Raw genomic sequence first — 21,877 nt, 5'->3', positions numbered from 1 at the left:
CATTGAGGCAGCACTGAGGTTTCCGCCCGCAGCAGCATCAGCAGAATCCTGTTCCCACTGGCAGCAGCGGTCACGAATGGCGGCAACCATCACGCCCTGGGCGGCATTGAGGGTTGCAAGGTCAATGGTGGAGAAATCGGTTGGCATTGGTCTGAACCTCTGTGGGTTGCTGGTGAGCGGATTGAGAGGGCGGGTTTCTTTGAACCTCTTGCCCTCAACGCAGTAATCATAGCACAGGGGACTGAGCAAAGGGTGCTTTACGCTTGGAAACCTGCGAGATGCCTCGTTGGATTTCTCTGTATGTATCGCTACAGCAACGTTTCCGATTTGCTTTAGAAATGGGGTCGTAAACGGAGTCGGTATGGTCGCAACTGGTTTCCCATCACTTCTTGCCTTGGTCGCCCTGGTGGGGTTTGTCGTGGTTCAAGCAGTGCTTAGGTTTGGCGTCTGACACTCTGGTATCTGTGCTTGGCACTGTGGGATAGGTAACAGGAACTGCTTTGCCCTTCTAGGGTGCTTGAGGTATTGTGCTTCTTATGGCAAAGCAAGTTCGTCTCACTCTCGCCAAGGCACTTGCCAAGGCAAATCTGCGTCGTGCGGAGGCAGGTGAAAAGGCAATCACGATGAACGCTCTGGCAGTAGCGGCAGGGGTGGCAGCAACCACCATCACCCGACTGGCACGGAACGATCAGAAAGCGGCGTCAGCACTTTCCTTGGATTTGGCGGGGAAGGTAGTGACGGTGCTGGATTGTGGAATTGAGGATTTGTTGGAGGTTGTTGAAGCGTAGGCATTAAGGATTCAGGAATATCCTTTATACTTAAAGCGAATTTCGTCGAGACCGTGATGATCAGAATCGCCGAGGCAAACTGCTAATTCTATTGCGTCTTCTGTCATCTCTTTTATGCTTTCCATTGACTTTCTTAGTTGTTCGACCTCTTGAGAAAGGGTGACAATGGAATCAACCAAGGACAACCTGAAGTAACGCTCATCCTCAAAGAAGCGTAATCTTCTTTCTTGTTCGGCGAGTCTTTCACCTTCTTCCTCCTCTTTCTTTAGTCTTAGTTTTTCCTTCTCGCGCATTACCCTCTTAAGGCGTTGCGCCTCCTTCTTTTCTTCTATTTCTTTAATTGCTGTAGAGGTGTCAAATTCTGCTTTACCCTTTTTTTGTTGAGACATAGATCGGTCTTGTTGAGATCACTGGGTTGTTGCCCAGTCTTCGCCAATAGTTTCCGCCTGGGTTAATACTAGATCAATCGCTGCTGCCTCCTGATCAGGCGGATACTTGTAGCGTTTGAGCAATGCCTTGATCATCGTTCGCAGTCGTGCCCGAACGTTTTCCTTGTATTGCCAATCGATGCTGAGGTTGCCCCTGAGTTTTTCTGCCAGTTCCCGTGCCATCTTCATCAGCACCTCATCCCCCATCAGGTCGTGTGCTGACTGGTTGTTCGACAGGGCGTCGTAGAAGGCAACTTCAGCAACAGACAACCCCATCGCTTCGACCTTCTCTGCTTCATCACGGAACTGCTTTGCCATCGCAATCAGTTCTTCGATCACCTGTGCTGCTTCGATCGAACGGTTGGCATATTTGTTCAGGGATGCCTGGAGCAGTTCACTGAATCGCTTCTGTTTGACCACGTTGGTCTTGAAGCGTGTCTGAACCTCTTCCCTTAGCAACCGTTGAAGCAGTTCAACCGCCAGGTTCTTCTGGGGGATCTTGCTGACCTCCGCCAGAAACTGATCAGACAGGATGCTGAGATCAGGTTTTTCAAGACCCGCCACCTTGAAAACATCAGTGATTCCATCTGCTACCAGAGCGTCAGACATTAGTTGACGCAACTCAAAATCAACATTTTTAGGGGCACGACCATCTCCTCCACCATCTCCATCACCTTTGACCAGTGGTGCTCGGATCGCCTGAAGGAAGGTCACCTCAGCGTTGAGTTCCATCGCTTCATCAAGCGTTCCGCATAAGGCAAATGCTTTCGTCATTGCCAGCACGGTGTCGCAATACCGCTGCTTGCCATCTGAAATCGCCAGGATGTGATCCAAGCAGTTGGGCAGCAATGCCAATGCTGTCTTGGGATCGATGAATCCACTCCAGTCGATGGGGTGGAGCAGGTCACGGGCAACCTGGAGTTTCTCCTTGAGTATCCGCAGCGCCTCACTGGTATCAATCGTTGGAGCACCCTTGCCCTTCGATGCTGTGTAGGTCGCCAGTGCTTCCTTGAGTTGGGGGGCGATGCCGATGTAATCGACTACCAGACCACCTGGTTTGTCTTTGAAGACCCTGTTGACTCGGGCAATCGCCTGCGCCAGGTTTGCCCCCTTCATCGGTTTATCCACATACATCGTCGCCAGACAGGGAGCATCAAATCCCGTCAACCACATATCCCGCACCAGCACGATCTTGAGGGAGTCGGCAGGATCTTTGAACCGTTTCTCCAGATCCTTTTTCTGCTGCTTGGTGGTGTGGTGCGGTTGGAGGTATTGCTCATCCGATGCCGATGCCGTCATCACAACCTTGATGGCACCTTTTTTCGGGTCGTCGTCGTGCCAGTCAGGGCGCAGGGCAACGATTGCCTCATAGAGGCGAGCACAGATATCCCTGCTCATCGCCACCACCATCGCCTTGCCTGGTTGAGTGCGTGAGCGTTGCTCAAAGTGGGCAATCAAATCTGCTGCCACCTGCTTCAGGCGTGGTTCAGCACCTACCAGTGCTTCCAGTGCTGCCCACCTGCTCTTTGCCCGTTCAGCAGCAGGAATGTCGTCTTCATCTGAGAAGAGTTCATTCACCTGCTCATCCACTTGGGGCAGCAGTGGTTCCTTCAGCGCCAGTTTTGCCAGGCGGGATTCGTAGTAGATCGGCACCGTGGCACCGTCTTCCACTGCCTGCTGAATGTCGTAGACAGAGACGTAGTGCCCGAAGACCGCTTGGGTGTCTCGGTCGTCTTGGGAGATGGGCGTTCCCGTGAAGGCAAGGAAAGTCGCCTGGGGCAGGGCATCCCTGAGTGCCTTTGCCAACCCGTATTTGATCTCCCCAGTCTTGGTGTCGAAGCGACCCTTGAACCCGTATTGGGTGCGGTGCGCCTCATCGCAGATCACCACGATGTTATGGCGCTCGGTCAGGGCAGGGAACTTGTTTTCATCAGGTTCGGTGGCGAACTTCTGAATGGTGGTGAAGATGATGCCGCCGCTGGGTCGGTTGCCCAGTAAATCCCTGAGTTCTTGGCGACTGTCTGCCTGCTTGGGGGATTCACCCAATAGGTCACCCGCTCCTGCAAAGACCCCGAACAGTTGCCCATCCAGGTCTTGGCGGTCGGTGACCATTACCAGGGTGGGGTTCTCCAAGCGTGGATCGGTGAGCAACTTGCCCGCCAGACACGCCATCTCAATGCTCTTGCCAGCACCTTGGGTGTGCCAGACCACCCCGCCCTTCTTGTCGCCATCAGGTCTGCTTGCCTCCACCACCCGCTCCACTGCTGCTTGAACGGCGTGGAACTGGTGGTAGGCAGCAATCTTCTTGATGATCTGCCCGTCTTCCTCAAACAGGCAAAAACGACGAACGAACTCCAGCAGTCGCCCCTTATCGAAGATGCCTCGCACCAGGGTCTCCAGGTCTCGGTGATTACCCAGCGGATCGAGGTGGTTCTCTCCTTCGATGGTGCGCCACCGCTGAAACCTTTCCCGATCAGCACTCAATGCCCCCAACCGTGCCTGGATGCCATCGCTAATCACCAGCAGCACATTTGGGGTGAATAGGTCGGGGATGTCTTGCTTGTAGGTCTGGAGTTGGTTGAACCCTGCCCAGATGTCTGCCTTCTCATCGGCAGGATTCTTCAGTTCGATCACTGCCAGGGGCAGACCGTTGACGTAGACCACCACATCAGGTCGGCGGTTGTGCTTAGTGCCCTGGATCGCCAACTGGTTCACCACCAACCAGTCATTGGAGGCAGGGTCGTCAAAACCGATGACCTTGAGGCGGATGCCGACCTGCTGGTTCCCATCCATATAGGTGATGGGTAATCCCTGGGTCATCCAGCGGTGGAAGTTGCGGTTGGATGCCAGCAGACCAGGCACGTTGGGGTTCGCCAGTTGGAGCACCGCTGATTCGATGGTGCTTGCTGGAACTTCTGGATTCAGGCGTTGGAGTGCTGAGCGCAAACGCCCCGTGAGGATGACCTGTCTGAAGTCAGTGCGTTCAGGGGAGGTGCCATCAGGGGCAAGTTCAGGAGCAAAGGCATAGGCGTATCCCAGTTCCTTGAACCACTCAAGGCACTGCTGCTCAAGATGGTCTTCTGTGATGAGTGCCATCAGACGCCAACCTCCTCAAGCATCTTCTCGGCATCAGGGATGCGGATCTCCCCTGAGATGAGTTTGGGGAGGAGAGCATCACGGATCGATCCAAGATCTTTTGATTGCCTCCGTAATCCAAATGCTCGATCCAGAAGAGCGGTAAATGCTGAATCCATCGCAGCAAGAAGGGATGGCGGTGGAATCAGAACCTTTGCCTCACTTAGGTGATGTCTCTGGATGTGCCCCATCGTGGTCGCCTTCCCCTGTGCGATTTCCTGAAATACAGGAAGATGATGCTTCACCCATAGACAGAAAAACCACTTGGCATAGGTCTTAGATGTGACCTTGAAGAGGTGCTGGTTGAGAGCACCGTCACCACCACACCAAATATCAACAGCAAGAGAACCAGACCAGGAGAACAACATATCGCCATCTCTGACCACATAGTCGGATGGAACAGCGGTGGAGCACCTGTCTGCCCCAGTCGAATCACCTTTCTTTAGTTGAGCGATCTTGATCACTGGAAGCGTTGCGGCACCGTCTTCAGGAGGGAACTTCTGTAGAGCAAGACCATTGAGAAAATGAGCGATTTCATCCAATGCCTTTACTTCCCACCCACTCGGAATCTCACCCAGTTCCGAATCCTCAAATGAATCTGGGAACAGGTCGCTGATTTCTGCTGGCAATCCAGTAGGGAGACCTTTTGCCTTCGCTCTAACTGGATCGAAATCCACAAACCACGACTTGAAGAGCGCCTTTGCGATCGCCTCCAAGGTTTCGTTGGTCTTGCGATTCAGTTCGATCTTGTCGTCAAGGGTGCCGAGGATATGAGCGATCGCTTTTTGCTCCTCAATCGATGGCAGAGGAATCTGGAGACCAAGTATATCTGTCTTTAGAACTCTGGGAACCGTTGACCCACGTATTCTCGACTGAAGTTCATCTTGAACGATGGATGAGAGACACGTATAAAGAAGGTAAGCATTGTCTAGCAACCCTTTCTTTCCCCTCATTGCGAATACACGCCTTGTAATCAAATATGTCTGATCGCCAGGAAAAGGCGCAACTTCTCCAACGGGCGCCTCGGTAGTAATGAGAACGTCTGCCGCTTCTGGAAATCCCCTCGTAGACCATTCCCAGTAGGTCTTCTCGGATACATATGAGACAGTCGACATATCAATCCTTCCAGATTTGACATTTGCTGCCGTTATGGTCGGTATCCCGCAGGGAGATTTTGGCGGCGTTTTGCCCCTGTAATCCACTACGGATTCAAGGCATTCTCCAAGGGTTGCCATCCCCACTATATTTTCATTCATACCCCAACCTCCTTAGATTCTCGGCAATCTGCTGATCCAACTTCACTCCCTCTTCCTGCTGCTGCTTGAGCAACCCAGTGAGGCGCTTCATCTTCTCGTCAAATCCCTCACCATCATCTTCAATATCTGCTGCTCCCACATAGCGACCAGGCGTGAGCACGAATCCATTCTTCTCGATCTCCTCTAACTTGGCGTTGTAGCAGAACCCAGCAACATCCTCATAAGCATCAGACACCTCACCATCACCACGCCAGGCGTGAACGGTGTCTCCAATCTTGGCAATATCCTCGTCAGTCAACACCCGCTCAACCCTGGTCTTCATTGTGCCCATCTGGCGGGCATCAATAAACAGCGTTTCTCCACGACGATCACGACCACGCTGGGTCTTGTCATTGGTCAAGAACCACAAGCAAACAGGTATGGCGGTGTTGAGAAACAGTTGCCCAGGCAGCGCCACCATCACTTCAACCACATCACCACGCACCATCGCCTCACGGATCTGCCCCTCACCGCTTTGGTTGGAACTCATTGATCCGTTTGCCAGCACTACACCCGCTTCACCACCAGGGCGTAGTTTCCAGAGCATATGTTGTAACCACGCATAGTTCGCATTCCCTACAGGTGGTCTCCCATAAACCCAGCGTGGATCACTCTCATATTTTTCCCCGCCCCAATCCGAAATGTTAAATGGGGGGTTGGCAAGGATGTAGTCGAACTTCTGATCTGGGAACTGATCTCTGGCAAAGGTGTCGGCAGGTTCTTGACCCAGATCCGCAGCAAACCCACGAATCGCCAGGTTCATCGCTGCCAAGCGCCAGGTGGTTGGGTTGCTCTCCTGCCCATAGATCGAGGCGTCATCACGCTTGCCACCGTGCGCCTGGATGAACTTCTCGCTTTGAACGAACATCCCGCCAGAACCACAGCAGGGGTCATAGATCCGACCCTTATGAGGTGCCAGCACAGCAACCAGCGTTTTGACGACGTGAGCAGGTGTATAGAACTGACCACCCTTCTTGCCTTCTGCGCTGGCGAACTGACCGAGGAAGTATTCGTAGACCTCACCCAGCACATCACCTGAACGCTGGTCGTCGGCAAATCCAATGGTGGAGATCAGATCCACCAGTTCACCAAGTCGCCCTGGTTCCAGTTGGGCGGCGCCAAACCGCTTATCCAACTTGCCCCGCAGCGTTGGGTTCTCGTTCTCGATGGCAACCAGTGCCTTATCGATCAGTTGCCCGATATCGGGTTGCTTCGCCCGTGCCCGTAGCGATTCCCAACGAGCATCAGCAGGAACCCAGAACACGTTCTCCTGGGTGTAGTAGTCACGGTCTTCTAGTGCTGCCTGGTGATCAGCAGGGTCATCCCCCAGGTAGAAGTCGGATTCGGGGTTGGAAACCGTCTGAAGCACCTTGCCTTGCTGAGCAGCAAAGGTGTCTGAGATGTATTTGAGGAAGATCAGACCCAGAACAAGATGCTTGTATTCCGCCGCATCCATCTGGGCACGAAGTTTGTCGGCACTCGCCCAGAGCACTGCCTTGAAATCCTTGGCGGGTGCTTCCTTCTTCGCTCTGCCTCGACCTCGCTTGGGCGCTGGTTCGTCGTCTGACCGCAGCGATGCCAGCAGGTCATCGAGACCGCCCAGGTCTTCACCAGTCTCTTCGTCGCCTGCTTCAGGGGTGGCGAAGGTCGCTGAGTCGGTCACACGGTCTTGTCACTTCCGACCATTCTCGCCTGCTGAACTGGGTTTTGCCCGTTATGCAGGGGTTGCATAGAACCCTCGGGATTTACGATGGACGCTTGCCCAACCGTCACATATGGCGTCACCTGCTCCTCGCTGCATCAACTGCCAGAACTTCAACGGGTGCCAGGGAAGTAATGGCATCTGCAGGGTGTGGCAAGTCGTGTTGCCTGCTCAGGTGGCATCCAGCAACCGATGTGACCATTGGACGGCACCTGCGGTCAGGTAGGAGCGCAACCATTGCGCCTCTACCTGTCGGAAGCACTCCCTGGTCGGATGCCTGTGGGAACACTGTGAGCAGTCGTTCCAGATCCGATGCCCCTGCTCACGACCTCTGCACTCTCCACCGAAGTGCTTGAGAGTGCCCTGCTGACCTTGGAGCAGATCACCCTTCGCATCACGGTGCTTGCGCTTAATGCCTCAAGGCACTCTGAGCAGTCCCCCAGGGTGCGGATGCTTCTGGGGGATCTGCTGGCAGATATTCAGGACTGTGAGAGTGAGATGGGGACTTATGCCCCTCTAGATGCCTGAGTTCTTCTTTCCTCTGCTCCAGATAGACCCGCAACCATTGCGCTGCTACCTGTCGGAAGCAATCCCTATTCGGATGTCGGCAGGGTCATCTTGTTGATTTTGCTTATCCACGGTATAAAATCTTGATTGCTCTCTGGGCACAGAAGTTACAGTGGGTGTTATCGCAGTATTGCGCAACCCTCCATAAAATCATTCATCCTTGTCTGCTATGACATCAACTGGCAAGCGTGTGCCGTCTATCAAGACGCAAGTCAAGAATGCAATCAAGTCTGGAAATACTGAGTTGGCGCTTGAGTTGTTGAAGCAACTTGAGAACCCAAAACCCAAGAAGTTGTCAAAAATGGATCGCCCCTATCGCCTTCCATTTACAATTATTTGATTATCTTGCTGTCGTGCTTGATTTTACGAGGTTTTCATTTGTATTGCATTCCCCGTCTGGTGCTAATCCTTGACTCGGGAGTTAGAATCAATCACTTCGCATTAACCACTAATGCCTCTACCACTCCAGAAGTCGCCCTCAATCGGTGAGTTGTCTGGCAAAACGCCACTGGAAGATTTCGTTACTCATAGGACTCGCCAGAGCATTGAGGCACTTGAAGAGGAACTTGTTGCGGCGATCTATCAGCAGCGGGAATGGGAACAGGAAATAATGTCTTTCAATCCCCAGTCGGATGCCCCTTCTCACATTGTTCAGTCCTTTACTCAGAGCAAACTCAAGGTTCAGGAACTTGAACTCAAGATACGACAAGTTCGTCATTCCTTTTGACTTATCTTAATTCCAGTATTATGGATTTGATCCCTTTATTTGACAACACGAAGAAGGTGGTCGCTGAGCAAATCAGACTTGACCAGAAATCTGGCAAGGTTTCTCAGCGAGTCCATCTGTTCCCTGCTGGTGAATGCGCTTCTGATCCGATGGAGGGCAACTGGACGCCCCAGGATTCCTATGGAAAACAGTGGAATGCGAGCACGGGCAAATGGGTGCCGAAATAATTGCCGTAGGGTTTAGATTTTATGCTTAATACCAGGATCTTTTGCGATCACGCATTTGCCTCTTTTGTAGTTACTAGTATCTTCTTTTGACCAGTCACCATTGTTTATTTTTTCTCTGTAGAATTCCATAAGACTCAAGTCTATTCTTGAAATCACTAGGCGCTTCATCCAGGTGACTTTCTTGCCTTTATATTCCATCGTTGGCGAGAAAAGCAACTCTATATGATGCGGAGTGAATGATGCTGTTCCGTGAAACCAGTCTCCGCCAATCTTTAATTGCCCGCTCTGATCAATGAAAAACCAGTCGTTAAGCGTGTATGTCTTTGTTTTATCGCTTAAACCAATTAGGTAACCTTCTCGGTCTGGGCACCTTAACCAAAGTTCTTTCCCGTGGATGGGGTCAGCAATTAACAGGTGGGAAAGCAAAATTGTTGCTACAGCAGGCAAACTAAAAGACTTGCACTTTTTCATTTACCACTCCCACATATCGCATACACCACACAGTATTGCGAAGAAAATGAATATGCCGCTGACGGTTAGCAATGCTTGCCCCGATGAAAGAGCGGAGATGAGTATCAAAGTGCCAACGCCAAGGTACACAATCCTTATGAAATTGCCTTTGTGCTTAGACACTTGCTTTCGGTTGCCACATTAAACTACTAGTCTCTCGCGGACTGTTTTAGCAGTGGATTTGCTTTAGCGACTCTGATTGCTAACTTTGGACTAATGGTGCTTCCTTTATAGGTCTTAACGTTCACTCCCTTCGTCGCGCCGTCCATCTCTTTTAAGACTTGTTCTTTTTGCATCTGTGGCGCTATTGCCTCTCCTGCCCTCTGACAACGCTTGGTCTGCTGGTGCTGCCTCAGCGTCCACTGGGTGCCCTTCACGACCATTCCACAGTGCTCACAGACCGTTGTTGGCACTTCTTTGACCCAGTTGTCAGGTCGCTCCCCCACCAGTTCCCGCCTTGATGGGTCAATGCCCCTTCCGCTTTGGTAGCGACCAAGAGCAGGAGCAGTGGTTACGAATCCCGTTTCCAAGCAGCGGAACAGTAGTGACTGACCTCTGAGGTTTTGGAGTTTTGTTGGCACCTACACCTCTACTTCTTGCTGCCTTCCAGGTCGGTGTCAGATCCGTTCTGATGACCGTTCAAGTGCTTCTCGCAGGCGCTAGCACTCGTGCCCATCAGCAGCGTCACAGCGGTCAGGGCGAGTAGCAACAGGCGCTTCATCGGGTCTTGTTGGGTCTTGTGAGCAGGGTATTGGCGTTTCCTGCTGTTGGCGACTGTCTTGGCGATAAGGGACTCAATGGACTCCTTGACCTCACCGCCTCAGCGTGAGTAGTACAGGTGTATCTGCTCCTTTGCGATGCCTGCTGCCGTTCCCGTGCCCCCTGCGACCCCCGCTGAGGAATGGGAGTTTCTTGAGTGGAATGTCCTCAAACCCTCCCGCTCCTCAAGCGTCTGCATCACCTGCCAGCACTTCCGCTACGAGGTGGGAAGGCACTGCGTCACCCTGCTCACCTGTCCGATTCATCAGGGTCTGATTCCTCAGGGCGAGCACCTGACCAAGCGGTGTTCTCAGTGGGTTGCTCGGCAGGAGGTGGTAACGGGGTGGTGTCCTGAGGGTGGGTGAGGTGCCCTGCTTACGGAAAAAATCCGCTTCTGCCAATGGATTTGAGAAAAGAGCATCGACTTAAACGTATCAATTTCCTGATGAGCACTGGGAATTACGTCTGTCTCCTCCGTAAGCGTTCCGTAAGCGTCACCCAGTCAACCCTCAGAACCCTTCCAGCGCAATAGATTTGCCTCTACGTCGTGTAATCGGCGTTAATGCGGACATATTGGGCCGAAAGGTCGCAGCCCCAGGCGACACCTGTGCCGGGGCCATCGCCCAGCACCAGGCGAATAATTACCGTGTCGCTCTGCAGATAGGTGCTGGCGGCGGCGCGATCGAAGGCCAGGGGCTGGCCGGCGGCCATCAGCTGGTGCTCGCCCAGCCACAGGGCCACCAGATCAGCAGCAAAGGGCACGCCGGCCCGGCCGGCGGCGGCCACAATCCGGCCCCAGTTGGGATCGCGGCCATGCACGGCGCATTTCACCAGCGAGGAACCGCACACGGTGCGGGCAATGGCACGAGCGCCGGCGTCATCGGCGGCTCCCTGCGCCTGCACCTCGATCAGGCAGGTGGCGCCCTCGCCATCGCGGGCAATCGCCTTGGCCAGGTGTTGCGACACCGCCGTCAGGCCGGCCTCCAGCGCTTCGAAGTGCTCGTGGCCTAGGAGCTCTCCGGCTGCAAAGGCCAGGAACGTGTCATTGGTGCTGGTGTCGCCGTCCACCGTGATCGCATTGAAGGAGCGATCCACCGCCCGCCGCACCATCGCCTGCCACACCTCGGCGGGCACGCCCGCGTCGCAGCTGAGATAGCCCAGCATCGTAGCCATATTTGGGTGGATCATTCCCGAGCCCTTGGCCATGCCGCCGATGCGCACGGTGCGGCCGCCCAGATCCGCCTCCAGAGCGATCTGCTTAGCCACCAGATCGGTGGTGAGGATGGCAGTGGCTGCCGCGGCGCCACTCTCTGGACTGAGGGCCGCCACCAATGGATCCAGTCCCGCCAGCAAGGTGCCCATCGGAATCGGCACGCCGATCACACCGGTGGAGCAGATCAGCACCTCTTCAGGCGCCACACCCAACCGATCGGCGACGGCCTGGGTGGCCCGCAGGCTGTCGATCAGACCCCGGTCGCCGGTGCAGGCGTTGGCCTGGCCGGAATTGGTGAGCACCGCCCGGGCATGACCGCCGCAGGCCGCCAGGCGCTCAGAGCAGAGGTCCACGCAGGCGGCACGCACCACCGAGGTGGTGAAGGTGCCGGCGCACACGGCGCCCTCAGGCGCCAGCAGCAGGGAGAGGTCGGGCTTGCCGGAGGCCTTGAGGCCCGCGGTAACACCAGCGGCCAGAAAGCCACGGGGAGCGGAGATGCCACCGGGGATTGGGTGCCAGGGGTGGGTCACGGGCTGCAGCTGCTGCGAACCTGAGCATGGAATAGCGCCAAGCCCCTTCTCAAGCCATGGTTGCTGCACGCCGCATTGGCCTCACCGGCGGCATCGCCAGCGGCAAGAGCAGCGTGGGCCGGCTGCTGGCGGCGCGGGGCCTGCCGCTGCTGGATGCGGATGTGTACGCCCGCGAAGCACTGGCGCCCGGCAGTCCCGGGGCCGGCGCGGTGCTGGAGCGCTACGGGGCTGGGGTCCGCTCGCCCGGCGGAGAGATCGATCGCGCCGCCCTGGGACAGATCGTGTTTGGCGATGGCGCCGAGCGCCGCTGGCTGGAGCAGCTAGTGCATCCGCTGGTACGTGCGCGCTTCGCAGCCGAGCTGGAGGAACTGGCGGCGGAGCCGGTAGTGGTGCTGGTGGTGCCGCTGCTATTCGAAGCGGGACTGGAGACCCTCTGCAGCGAGGTGTGGCTGGTGGACTGCGACGAGACGCAGCAGCTGCAGCGATTGATGGCCCGAGATGGCCTGGGCGAGGCCGATGCCCGCGCCCGGATAGCCGCCCAGTGGCCGCTGGCGCGCAAGCGCCAGCTGGCAGATGTGGTGCTCAACAACCGGGGCGAGCCCGAGCAGCAAGCCGCCGCAGTGGAGCAAGCGCTCAGCCGTTGAGCTTCTGGATCAGAATCTGGTTGGCAAGCTTGGGGTCGGCCTTGCCACCGGTTTTTTTCATCAGCTGACCCACAAAGAAACCCTGCAACTTGGTTTTACCGCCGCGGAAGGCTTCCACCTCCTCGGGGTGGGCAGCCAGCAGCTCCTCCACAATTGCCGTAATAGCAGCGGGGTCACTGATCATGCCAAGGCCGCGCTCCGCCACGATCGCCTTGGCAGAACCGCCCTGCTCAAGCAACTCGGGCAGAATCTCTTTAGCAATTTTGCCGCTAATAATTCCGCCCTCAATCAGCTGCACCAGCTCAGCTAGCTGCTCGGGCTTAAGGGGCAACTCGGCAATAGCCAGCCTATTGGCATTTACATAGGCGGCAATATCGCCGGTGACCCAGTTGGCGATGCCCTTGGCATCAGCGCCGGCAGCCACCGCGGCCTCGAAGTATTCGGCCATCGAGCGCTCATCGGTGAGCACTCGGGCGTCGTAGATCGACAGACCCAGCTGCTCGGCATAGCGATGCCGCTTAGCAGCGGGCAACTCGGGCAGCTCGGCGCGCCAGCCCTCCCGCTGGGAATCGCTCACCTCGATGGGGCCAAGGTCGGGATCGGGGAAGTAGCGGTAGTCGCTGGCGCCCTCCTTGCCGCGCATGCTCTTAGTGAGCTGCTTGGATTCATCCCAAAGGCGGGTTTCCTGCCGCACCGGCTCACCGGCTTCGTAGGCCTTGATCTGGCGCTGAATCTCGTAATCAATCGCCTTCTGAATAGCCGAGAAGGAGTTCATATTCTTAATTTCCACCTTGGTGCCGAAGGGGGCATCAGGGCCGCGCCGCACGGAGATATTTACATCGCAGCGCAAGGAACCCTCCTGCATGTTGCCGTCACTCACGCCCAGATAACGCATGATCCGGCGAATCTCCGAGGCGTATTCCGCCGCCTCGCGGCCGGTGCGCAAATCCGGTTTGCTGACAATCTCAGCCAGAGCTACTCCGGCGCGGTTGTAGTCCACCAGGGAGTGGGTGGAGCCGTCTAGGCGATCACTACCGGCGTGCACCAACTTGCCGGCGTCTTCTTCCATGTGAAGCCTTTCTATACCGATACGCTTCAGATAGGTTTCCTTGCCTTTTTCGGCCACTTCCACTTCAATCCAGCCATCTTCGGCGATTGGCTCATCAAATTGGGAGATCTGATAATTCTTGGGCAGGTCGGGATAAAAATATTGTTTGCGATCAAACTTACTGTGCGCAGCAATATGTAGGTTGAGGGCAAGGGCCGCCTTCACTGCATACTCGAGCACCTTTTGATTAAGCACTGGCAATGTGCCAGGCAGGCCACACACCACCGGGTCGATATGGGTGTTGGGGGCGTCGCCAAAGGCGGTGGAGGCGCTGGTGAAAATCTTGCTGGCGGTGCCCAGCTGCACATGGGTCTCCAGGCCAATCACCGCCTCCCAAGGAGCCTGCTGGGATTGGGCTAGTAATTCTGGTGCTACTGCCGCGCCTGCCATGGCCTGTATCAATGCCTGAGCCGATCCTATGGGGAGGCACTGGACGCCGGCTTGACGGGGGCAAGGGGGCTCCGGGGCGGATAGCAGTTTGCGCTGGTTAGCTAAGCTAAAACTAAGTCCAGAGGTTTTTGCAGCCATGGCCTACCCGCCATTCCCCCCTGAGCCAGCACCAAGCAACCGGCCCCAGCTGGTGAATGTGCATGAGGCCAAAACCCAGCTCTCCCGCCTGCTGCTCCAGGTGGAGCAGGGCGAGGAGATATGGATCGCCAGGGCAGGCAAACCGGTAGCCCGCCTCAGCGCCTGGGTGCCCAGCCCCAGCGCCGCCCACGCGCCGGGCGCCATGCGCCACGCCATTGCCATCTCCGCCAACTTCGACGCACCGCTGCAATGAAACGCCTGCTGCTCGACACCCAGGTGCTGCTCTGGTGGCTGGCCGACGACCCGCGTCTGCCGGCCTGGGCCATTGCCGCCGTACAGGCACCGGGAGCAGAGGTGTTCGTGAGCCAGGTGAGCCTCTGGGAACTGGCCCTCAAGCAACGCCAAGGCCGGGTGCAACTCGACCTGGCTCGCCTGGAGCAGGAGGTGACCCGCCAGCACTTCCATTGGCTGCCCCTGCGCAATGAGCACCTGCTGGCCCTGGCCGAGCTGGATAGCAGCGCCGCCCCCAGCGACCTCTTCGACCAACTGCTGCTCGTGCAAAGCCGCCAGGAACCACTGCTGTTACTCACCGCTGACGCTGCCCTGCGCTCCTGCGGGGCCACGGTGCTGGGGCTGGAGCCAGCGGCGCCGGCCCAGCCATGACTGCAGCCAAGGGGCCAGCCATCACGGTGCTGGGGGGTGGCCTGATGGGCCTGGCCATGGCCCACCAGCTCGCCCGCCGCGGCGAGGCAGTGCGGGTGCTGAGCCGGCGCCGCAGCGAAGCCGCCGGATTTGTAGCCGCCGGCATGTTGGCGCCCCACGCCGAGGGGCTCAGCGGCGACCTGCTCGCCCTGGGGCAGGCCAGCCTGCAGCTCATCCCCTCCTGGGTGGCCCAGATCGAAGCCGATAGCGGCCTGAGCTGCGGTCTACGGCCCTGCGGCATCGTGGTGCCCTTCGCCACGCCGGCGGAACGGGATGCCTATCCCACCGCCGCCTTCGGCCAACGGCTCGATCGCCGCGGCCTGGAGCAAGAGATTCCCGGCATTGGCGAGCGCTGGCAGGAGGGCCTGCTGTTTGAACAGGACGGCCAGATCGACAACCGCCGCCGGCTGATGCGCGCCCTGGAGCGGGCCTGCGTGGAACTGGGGGTGACCTTTCAGGAGGGCAGCCAGGTGCTGGAACTGGTCTGCGAGCCGACCGGCGCCCTCAGCGGGGTGCGTCTACGCAGCGCTGAAGGCGAGGAGCACCATCTCCCTGCCGAGCGGGCGGTGCTGGCCTGCGGTGCCTGGAGCGCCCAGCTACTGCCCCAGCTGCCGATCGCTCCGGTGAAGGGCCAGATGCTGTCGCTGCAGGGGCCGCGGCAGGCCTTGCGGCGGGTGATTTTCGGGCCCGGCACCTACCTGGTGCCGAGGCAAGACGGCCTGCTGGTGGTGGGGGCCACCAGCGAACCCGAGGCGTGCTTTAGCGAAGGGCTCACCCCCGCCGGCCAGCGCCAGCTGCAGGAGGGCTTAGCCAGCCTGCTGCCGGAGGCGAGCGCCTGGCCGCCGATGGAGCGCTGGTGGGGTTTTCGGCCCCACACCCCAGACGAAGCTCCCCTGCTAGGAACCAGCCCCATCCCCGGCCTGTGGCTGGCTGCGGGGCACCACCGCAACGGCGTGCTGCTGGCCGCGATCACAGCCGAATTGGTGGCGGGAGCGATCCTTGGCGACCTAGAACCGGCAGAACAGGACCAGCTGAATAACTTCAGCTGGCGGCGATTTGAGCGGAACTGATCAGCCCTCAACGCGCCACACCTGGTCGGCGGGGCTCCAATCGCTCAGTTCGGAGGGCTGGAACCACAGGCCGATTTCGAATTCAGCGGTTTCGGGGGCGTCGGAGCCGTGAATCACGTTGCGGCCGATGTTGATAGCCAGATCGCCGCGGATCGTGCCGGGCTCGGCCTCGAGGGGCTTGGTGGCGCCAATGAGCTTGCGGGCGCTGGCGATGACGCCATCGCCTTCCCACACCATCGCCACCACTGGGCCAGAGGTGATGAAGTCCACAAGGCCTGCGAAGAAGGGGCGCTCGCGGTGGACGCCGTAGTGACTTTCAGCCAGCTCGCGGCTGGGGGTGAGCTGCTTAAGGCCGACCAACTTGAAGCCCTTGCGCTCGAAGCGGCCGAGGATTTCGCCGACCAGACCGCGCTGGACGCCGTCGGGCTTGATGGCAATGAAAGAGCGTTCGGCGGCCATGGAGAAGAAGTCAATCAGGCTCATCGTCTGCGGCGGCCCTGCCCATTGGCAAGCACAGTGGTGCAGTGATCACCGCCCCCCACCAGCCCCCTGCCGTGAGCGCGACGAGCCCCGACAACCGGAATTCCACCGACTGGAGCGCCGCCGCCGGCGCCGCCCTCTACGGGCTGGATCGCTGGGGTGACCCCTATTTCTCCGTGAGTGATCGCGGCCACGTGATGGTGCAGCCCCGGGGCGACCGGGGCGGCTCCCTCGACCTGATGGAGCTGGTGCAGGAGCTGCAGGGCCGCGACCTAAGCCTGCCGCTGCTGATTCGCTTCGACGACATCCTCGAAGACCGGCTCGAACGACTGCACGGCGCCTTTGAACGGGCCATCGCCCAGTACGGCTACGCCGGCCGCTACCAAGGGGTGTTTCCAGTGAAGTGCAACCAGCAGCGCCACGTGGTGGAGGAGCTGGTGAGCAGTGGGCGGCGCTGGCACTTCGGCCTGGAGGCCGGCAGCAAGGCGGAGCTACTTATTGCCCTGTCGCTGATCGACGACCCCGAGGCGCTGCTGATCTGCAACGGCTACAAGGATCAGCGCTATATCGAGACCGCCATCCTGGCCAGGCGCCTGGGACGCCAACCGGTGGTAGTAGTCGAGCAGGCCGATGAGGTTGAGCGGATCATCAGCGCCAGTCACGAGCTGGGTGCGGCACCCCTGATCGGCATCCGGGCCAAGCTCTCGGCCCGCAGCACCGGCCGCTGGGGCAGCTCAGTGGGCGAACGGGCAAAGTTTGGCTTGGGCATCCCCGAGCTGCTGGCCACGGTGGAGGCTCTGCGGGCCGCCGATCTGCTGGGCGAGCTGCGCCTGCTGCACTTCCACGTGGGCAGCCAGATCAACGACATCGCCGTGCTCAAGGACGCCCTGCAGGAGGCCGGCCAGATCTACGGGGAGCTCACCAAATTGGGGGCGCCCATGGGCTACCTGGATGTGGGCGGCGGCCTGGGCATCGACTACGACGGCAGCCGCACCGCCAGCTCCGCCTCCACCAACTACTCGCTGCAGAACTACGCCAACGACGTGGTGGCAACGGTGAAGGAGTGCTGCGAACCCCACGGCATCCCCGTGCCCACCCTGGTGAGCGAAAGCGGCCGAGCCTTGGCTAGCCACTTCTCAGTGCTGGTGTTCGACGTGCTCGGCGCCGGCAGCCTGCCCGGTGCCGTGCCCACACCCCTAGAGAGCGAAGCCCTAATCCTGCGCAACCTGCGCGACACCTACGCCGCCATCACAGCCCCTGAGGCCAGCGTGGAAGCCCTGCAGGAGGCCTGGAACGACGCCCTCAAGTTCAAGCACGACGCCTTGGCCACCTTCCGCCTCGGCTACCTGAGCCTGCCGGAGCGGGGCCTGGCCGAGCAGCTCACCTGGGCCTGCTGCCAGGCCATCGCCGAGCGGATCAAAGGGCTGCCAGCGGCCACGGTGATCCCCGAAGAGCTACGGGCCCTGCCAGCAGCCCTGGCCTCCACCTACTACGCCAACCTCTCGGTGTTTCGCTCGGCCCCCGACACCTGGGCGATCGACCAGCTGTTTCCGGTGCTGCCAATTCACCGCCTCGACGAAAAACCAGAAGCGCTGGGCAGCTTCGCCGACCTCACCTGCGATTCCGACGGCAAAATCGCCCGCTTCATCGATCCGGCCAGGAGCTCCGGGCAAGGCCAGGAGAAACCGTTGCTGGAGCTGCACAACCTGCGTCCAGGGGAGCCCTACTGGATCGGCCTGTTCCTAGGCGGCGCCTACCAGGAGGTGATGGGCAACCTGCACAACCTGTTCGGCAGCACCAACGCCGTGCACATCCGCCTCAAGGCCAACGGCGGCTACCAGCTCGATCACGTGGTGCGCGGCGACACTAATGCCGAGGTGCTGGAGGTGATGGAGCACAACCCGGAGCTGCTGCTGGAGCGGCTGCGGGTGGCCAGCGAGGCAGCCATCGGCCAAGGCTCTCTGGGCATCAGCGACGCCCGCCGGCTGATGGCCCACCTGGAAACGAGCCTGCGCCAGACCACCTATCTGCAGGGCTGAGGATTCAGCGAGCGCAGAAGCGCACCTGCAAGCTGAGGCGCTCCATCGGACCGGGCAGCTCAGCTGGATCAAAGGGTGGAACGGCCGCATCAGCCATGGCCAGGGCCCGCATAGCCACCGGCCTGCCCCCACCTTCAAGCTGCACCTCCAGGGGCTGCAGTCCCCGCAGGCCGATTGCAGCAGCGACGTCCTGGGCCTGCCGCAAGGCGTCCTGGTAGGCGGCTCTCAATAACTGCCGCCTGGCGGCCCGATCACCCGCCGCATCCGCCTCGGTGGCCACGGGCGACAGGCGAACCCCAGGCAGCCCGCCCACCTGACGCACCAGTGGCTGCAGCTGGGTAGGTGCCAGCTGGCCAGACACCTGCAGGCTGGCCTGCACCGCCCCAGCTTTGTCACGGCTAGCGGGCCGCTGCCAGGTGGAAGGGGAGGTGATCTCCAGATCAACCACCTGCAGGCTTTTGAGCGTGGTGCGCACCTCGGCCAGACGTCGCTGCAGGCTGGCCAGGGCCGCATCGGTGCTGGGCTCCTCCGTTTCCAGGGTCAGGGAAAAACGCAGGCGCTGGGTGGGTCGCTTCAGCTCGGCGCTGCCGCGAGCCTCAACCAGGGTGCCCGTACAAGCGAGCTGCACCTGGGACTGGGCCAACCCAGCAGCGGGAAGCAAGGGCAACAGCAGCGGCAACAACCGGAGCAGATTCCAAGTCATTGGGCCTCGGTACTTTCTGGCAACAGCTTGGCTGAGGCAGGCCTCAAGCGAGCACAGCCCGCAGCTGCGCCTTGGCCTGCTCCAGGGCCCCATCCAGTGCTGCACCATCACGCCCGCCCGCTTGGGCCAAATTGGGTCGGCCGCCGCCGCCGCCACCGCAGGCCTTGGCCACCGCGCCGATGAAGGCACCAGCCTTGGGACCGGCCGCGATCACCGCCTTGCCAAAGGCCGCCACCAGGATCACCTTGGCCAGATCGGCCGGATCGGGCAGCCCGCCCAACACCACGGCAGCGCCAGCGCCTAGCTGATCGGCCAGGCCCTGGGCCGCGCTCTGCAGGCCGGCACCCTCGACGCCATCAAGGCGGGCCACCAGCAGCTGGAACTCCCCGAGAGCCTGGGCCTGGCTAGCCAGCGCTGAAGCCTTGGCCAGCGCCAACTCGCCGCGGGCCGCCGCCAACGCCTTGCCGCTGGCCTTGAGCTCATCGGCCAGAGCCGCCACCCTCTCGACGATCTCGCCGGGCTGCACCTTGAAGCGCTCACCCAGCTGCTTCACCACCGCATCGCGCTCATTGAGATAGGCCAGCACCGCCGGGCCTGCCACCGCCTCGATGCGGCGGATGCCGGCAGCCACGCCGCCCTCGCTCACGATCTTGAACAGGCAGATCTCGGCGGTATTGGCCACATGGGTGCCGCCGCAGAGCTCCATCGACACGCCGGGCACATCCACCACCCGCACCACATCGGCATACTTCTCGCCAAACATCGCCACAGCGCCGGCGGCCTTGGCGGCCTCGATCGCCATCTCTTGAACTTCCAGGCGGTGGGCGTCGCTGATCCAGCCGTTGATCAGGGCCTCGATCTGCTCCAGCTCAGCCGGCGCCACGGCCCGGGGGCAGTGGAAATCAAAGCGCAGTCGATCAAAGGTCACCAGCGAGCCGGCCTGGCCGATACCGGGATCCACCACCTGCTTAAGCGCCGCCTGCAGCAGGTGGGTGGCCGTGTGGTTGGCCTGGGCGCGGCGGCGGCAGGCCCGGTCCACCTGGGCATTCACCAGCTCGCCAATGGCCAGGCTGCCGCGCTCGATGCGGCCGCTGTGCACAAACACTGAGCGGTTGCGGCTAACGCCATCAATCGCCACGATCACCCCTGCTCCATCGGCCCCCTGGCCGCAGAGCACGCCCCGATCGCCCACCTGGCCGCCGCCTTCGCCATAGAAAGGGGTGGAATCGAGCACCAGTTGCACTGCATCCCCCGCCAAGGCACGCTCCGCCGGCTCACCGTTCACCACCAGGGCCAGCACGCAGCTGGGGTGCTCCAAAGCCTCGTAGCCCTTGAAGGCGGTAGCGGCCGCAGCGGCTGTCACCTGATCAATCGCCCCCTGCAGGGTGAGGTCGATACTCACCGCCGCGGCCTTGGCCCGTTGGCGCTGGGCCTCCATCGCCGCCTCAAAACCGGCCAGGTCCACCGTGAGCCCCTGCTCCTCAGCGATCTCCTCGGTGAGCTCCAGCGGGAAGCCGTAGGTGTCGTAGAGCTCGAAGGCCTGCTCGCCGCTGATCTGGGTTGGCTTGGCTGCCAGCACCTCAGCCAGTAGCTTCTCGCCCCGCTCCAGGGTTTCCAGGAAGCGGGCCTCCTCGCGGGCGAGCTCGGCCAGGATCACCTCACGGCGCTCCAGCAGCTGGGGGTAGGCGACCTGCATCAAGGCGATCGACGCCTCACCCATCACCGTCAGGAAAGGCTTGTCGATGCCGAGGAGTCGTCCGTGGCGCACGACACGGCGCAGGAGGCGCCTGAGGATGTAGCCGCGGCCCAGGTTGGAGGCCGTCACGCCATCGCAGATCAGCTGGGTGATGGCACGGCTGTGGTCGCCGATCACCTTGAGCGATGTCTGGCCCTTGGCGTCGAGGCCGCGGTAGTCGACCCCAGCTAGGCCCGCCGCCGTTTCAATCAGCGGGTAGATCAGATCGGTTTCGTAGTTGTTCGGCACCGCCTGCAGAATCTGGGCCATGCGCTCAAGCCCCAAGCCCGTATCGATGTTGCGGTTGGCCAGCGGCGTGAGGATGCCCTCCGCGTCGCGGTTGTACTGCATAAACACCAGGTTGTAGAACTCGATAAAGCGCGAGTCGTCTTCCAGGTCGATGCCGTCGTCGCCGAGTTCGGGCTTGAAGTCGTAATAGATCTCCGAGCAGGGGCCGCAGGGGCCGGTAGGGCCTGAGGCCCAGAAGTTGTCGGCCTCATCCATGCGAATGATCCGCTTGGGGTTCACCCCCACCACGTCGCGCCAGATAGCGCCTGCCTCATCGTCTTCGCGGAAGACGCTCACCACCAGATTCTGCGGCGAAAGCCCGAATACCCCGGTGCTCAGCTCCCAGGCCCACTGGATCGCCTGCTCCTTGAAATAGTCGCCGAAGGAGAAGTTGCCGAGCATCTCAAAAAACGTGTGATGCCGCGCCGTGCGGCCCACGTTTTCGATGTCGTTGGTGCGGATGCACTTCTGGGAGCTGGTGGCCCTCGGCGCCGGCCGTGGCTGCTGACCCAGAAACACCGGCTTGAACGGCAGCATGCCGGCAATGGTGAGCAGCACCGTCGGGTCGTCCGGGATCAGCGAGGCGCTCGCCATCGGTTTGTGGCCCCGCTGCTCGTAAAAGTCGAGGAAGGCGGCGCGAATCTCAGCACCGGTGCGAGGACGACCGGTATGTGCTGTGACGGCCATGGCGAAGCATTA

General features: G+C 59.8%; 21 protein-coding genes. 10 read left to right on the top strand and 11 right to left on the bottom strand.

What is annotated here, in order from left to right:
- Positions 1 to 536 precede the first annotated feature (536 nt).
- Entirely contained in the window at positions 537 to 788 is a 252-nt protein-coding gene (locus tag C7K55_RS07095) for a helix-turn-helix domain-containing protein (protein ID WP_106502721.1), read from the top strand.
- 11 nt (positions 789 to 799) lie between these two features.
- On the opposite strand, the gene C7K55_RS07090 is transcribed toward C7K55_RS07095, so the two are convergent.
- From C7K55_RS07090 to C7K55_RS07075, 4 genes are read right to left on the bottom strand one after another with little or no spacing between them, the layout of a single operon-like run.
- A complete protein-coding gene (locus tag C7K55_RS07090) occupies positions 800 to 1,177 on the bottom strand; it encodes a hypothetical protein (RefSeq protein ID WP_106502720.1) in 378 nt (125 codons plus the stop codon).
- Between the two features lie 18 nt (positions 1,178 to 1,195).
- On the bottom strand, positions 1,196 to 4,312 hold the full coding sequence (locus tag C7K55_RS07085) for a type I restriction endonuclease subunit R (RefSeq protein ID WP_106502719.1): 3,117 nt from the start codon (positions 4,310 to 4,312) through the stop codon (positions 1,196 to 1,198).
- Positions 4,312 to 5,607 carry a restriction endonuclease subunit S gene (locus C7K55_RS07080; RefSeq protein WP_117434960.1) on the bottom strand — a complete coding sequence of 432 codons (1,296 nt, stop codon included), beginning with the start codon at positions 5,605 to 5,607 and terminating at the stop codon, positions 4,312 to 4,314. The genes C7K55_RS07085 and C7K55_RS07080 overlap by 1 nt, the downstream gene beginning before the upstream one ends.
- Entirely contained in the window at positions 5,600 to 7,309 is a 1,710-nt protein-coding gene (locus C7K55_RS07075; RefSeq protein ID WP_206603486.1) for a class I SAM-dependent DNA methyltransferase, read from the bottom strand. Before C7K55_RS07075 ends, C7K55_RS07080 begins: the two co-directional genes overlap by 8 nt.
- A gap of 351 nt (positions 7,310 to 7,660) precedes the next feature.
- Between C7K55_RS07075 and C7K55_RS07070 the strand changes: the two genes are divergently transcribed.
- The 3 genes from C7K55_RS07070 to C7K55_RS13570 all read left to right on the top strand — a co-directional run bounded on the left by C7K55_RS07070 (position 7,661) and on the right by C7K55_RS13570 (position 8,869).
- A complete protein-coding gene (locus C7K55_RS07070; RefSeq protein ID WP_106502717.1) occupies positions 7,661 to 7,876 on the top strand; it encodes a hypothetical protein in 216 nt (71 codons plus the stop codon).
- Positions 7,877 to 8,366: 490 nt separating this feature from the next.
- Positions 8,367 to 8,642, top strand: coding sequence for a hypothetical protein (locus tag C7K55_RS13285; RefSeq protein WP_127432000.1), 276 nt, complete (start codon positions 8,367 to 8,369; stop codon positions 8,640 to 8,642).
- A gap of 20 nt (positions 8,643 to 8,662) precedes the next feature.
- On the top strand, positions 8,663 to 8,869 hold the full coding sequence (locus tag C7K55_RS13570) for a hypothetical protein (protein ID WP_127431999.1): 207 nt from the start codon (positions 8,663 to 8,665) through the stop codon (positions 8,867 to 8,869).
- A gap of 12 nt (positions 8,870 to 8,881) precedes the next feature.
- On the opposite strand, the gene C7K55_RS13275 is transcribed toward C7K55_RS13570, so the two are convergent.
- Both C7K55_RS13275 and C7K55_RS14140 read right to left on the bottom strand, forming a co-directional pair.
- The gene (locus C7K55_RS13275) at positions 8,882 to 9,340 is read right to left on the bottom strand and encodes a hypothetical protein (protein ID WP_127431998.1); all 459 of its coding nucleotides are present in this window, start codon (positions 9,338 to 9,340) and stop codon (positions 8,882 to 8,884) included.
- Positions 9,341 to 9,968: 628 nt separating this feature from the next.
- Positions 9,969 to 10,100, bottom strand: coding sequence for a hypothetical protein (locus C7K55_RS14140; protein WP_254970027.1), 132 nt, complete (start codon positions 10,098 to 10,100; stop codon positions 9,969 to 9,971).
- A gap of 154 nt (positions 10,101 to 10,254) precedes the next feature.
- Here C7K55_RS14140 and C7K55_RS07060 point away from each other — a divergent pair, with 154 nt between their 5' ends.
- Positions 10,255 to 10,503 carry a galactose oxidase gene (locus C7K55_RS07060; RefSeq protein WP_315856806.1) on the top strand — a complete coding sequence of 83 codons (249 nt, stop codon included), beginning with the start codon at positions 10,255 to 10,257 and terminating at the stop codon, positions 10,501 to 10,503.
- A 175-nt stretch (positions 10,504 to 10,678) separates the two neighbouring features.
- Here C7K55_RS07060 and argJ read toward each other — a convergent pair whose 3' ends face one another.
- Complete coding sequence (argJ, locus tag C7K55_RS07055; protein WP_106502714.1) at positions 10,679 to 11,881, bottom strand: bifunctional glutamate N-acetyltransferase/amino-acid acetyltransferase ArgJ; 1,203 nt, start codon at positions 11,879 to 11,881, stop codon at positions 10,679 to 10,681.
- A 56-nt stretch (positions 11,882 to 11,937) separates the two neighbouring features.
- Here argJ and coaE point away from each other — a divergent pair, with 56 nt between their 5' ends.
- Complete coding sequence (gene coaE, locus C7K55_RS07050; protein ID WP_106502713.1) at positions 11,938 to 12,525, top strand: dephospho-CoA kinase; 588 nt, start codon at positions 11,938 to 11,940, stop codon at positions 12,523 to 12,525.
- Here coaE and gatB read toward each other — a convergent pair.
- Positions 12,515 to 14,023 (bottom strand): Asp-tRNA(Asn)/Glu-tRNA(Gln) amidotransferase subunit GatB, encoded by a 1,509-nt coding sequence (gene gatB / locus C7K55_RS07045; RefSeq protein ID WP_106502712.1) that lies wholly within the window; start codon positions 14,021 to 14,023, stop codon positions 12,515 to 12,517. The genes coaE and gatB overlap by 11 nt on opposite strands.
- 136 nt (positions 14,024 to 14,159) lie before the next feature.
- Between gatB and C7K55_RS07040 the strand changes: the two genes are divergently transcribed.
- Genes C7K55_RS07040 through C7K55_RS07030 form a run of 3 tightly spaced genes read left to right on the top strand, consistent with a single transcriptional unit; the run spans position 14,160 to position 15,933 of the window.
- Positions 14,160 to 14,414 carry a type II toxin-antitoxin system Phd/YefM family antitoxin gene (locus C7K55_RS07040; RefSeq protein ID WP_106502711.1) on the top strand — a complete coding sequence of 85 codons (255 nt, stop codon included), beginning with the start codon at positions 14,160 to 14,162 and terminating at the stop codon, positions 14,412 to 14,414.
- Positions 14,411 to 14,824, top strand: a complete 414-nt coding sequence (locus C7K55_RS07035; RefSeq protein ID WP_106502710.1) for a type II toxin-antitoxin system VapC family toxin — start codon at positions 14,411 to 14,413, stop codon at positions 14,822 to 14,824. The genes C7K55_RS07040 and C7K55_RS07035 overlap by 4 nt, the downstream gene beginning before the upstream one ends.
- Positions 14,821 to 15,933, top strand: coding sequence for an NAD(P)/FAD-dependent oxidoreductase (locus C7K55_RS07030; protein ID WP_106502709.1), 1,113 nt, complete (start codon positions 14,821 to 14,823; stop codon positions 15,931 to 15,933). The genes C7K55_RS07035 and C7K55_RS07030 overlap by 4 nt, the downstream gene beginning before the upstream one ends.
- On the opposite strand, the gene ndk is transcribed toward C7K55_RS07030, so the two are convergent.
- Entirely contained in the window at positions 15,934 to 16,392 is a 459-nt protein-coding gene (ndk, locus tag C7K55_RS07025) for a nucleoside-diphosphate kinase (RefSeq protein ID WP_106502738.1), read from the bottom strand.
- Between the two features lie 95 nt (positions 16,393 to 16,487).
- Between ndk and speA the strand changes: the two genes are divergently transcribed.
- Positions 16,488 to 18,452 carry a biosynthetic arginine decarboxylase gene (gene speA, locus C7K55_RS07020; RefSeq protein ID WP_106502737.1) on the top strand — a complete coding sequence of 655 codons (1,965 nt, stop codon included), beginning with the start codon at positions 16,488 to 16,490 and terminating at the stop codon, positions 18,450 to 18,452.
- Between the two features lie 4 nt (positions 18,453 to 18,456).
- On the opposite strand, the gene C7K55_RS07015 is transcribed toward speA, so the two are convergent.
- Both C7K55_RS07015 and alaS read right to left on the bottom strand, forming a co-directional pair.
- The gene (locus tag C7K55_RS07015; RefSeq protein ID WP_106502708.1) at positions 18,457 to 19,155 is read right to left on the bottom strand and encodes an SIMPL domain-containing protein; all 699 of its coding nucleotides are present in this window, start codon (positions 19,153 to 19,155) and stop codon (positions 18,457 to 18,459) included.
- 43 nt (positions 19,156 to 19,198) lie between these two features.
- Positions 19,199 to 21,865 (bottom strand): alanine--tRNA ligase, encoded by a 2,667-nt coding sequence (alaS, locus tag C7K55_RS07010; protein WP_106502707.1) that lies wholly within the window; start codon positions 21,863 to 21,865, stop codon positions 19,199 to 19,201.
- Between the last annotated feature and the right edge of the window lie 12 nt (positions 21,866 to 21,877).

This window comes from Cyanobium usitatum str. Tous (genome assembly GCF_003011885.1).
Classification (GTDB): domain Bacteria; phylum Cyanobacteriota; class Cyanobacteriia; order PCC-6307; family Cyanobiaceae; genus Cyanobium_A; species Cyanobium_A usitatum.
This window is presented reverse-complemented; position numbering and strand designations above follow the sequence as displayed.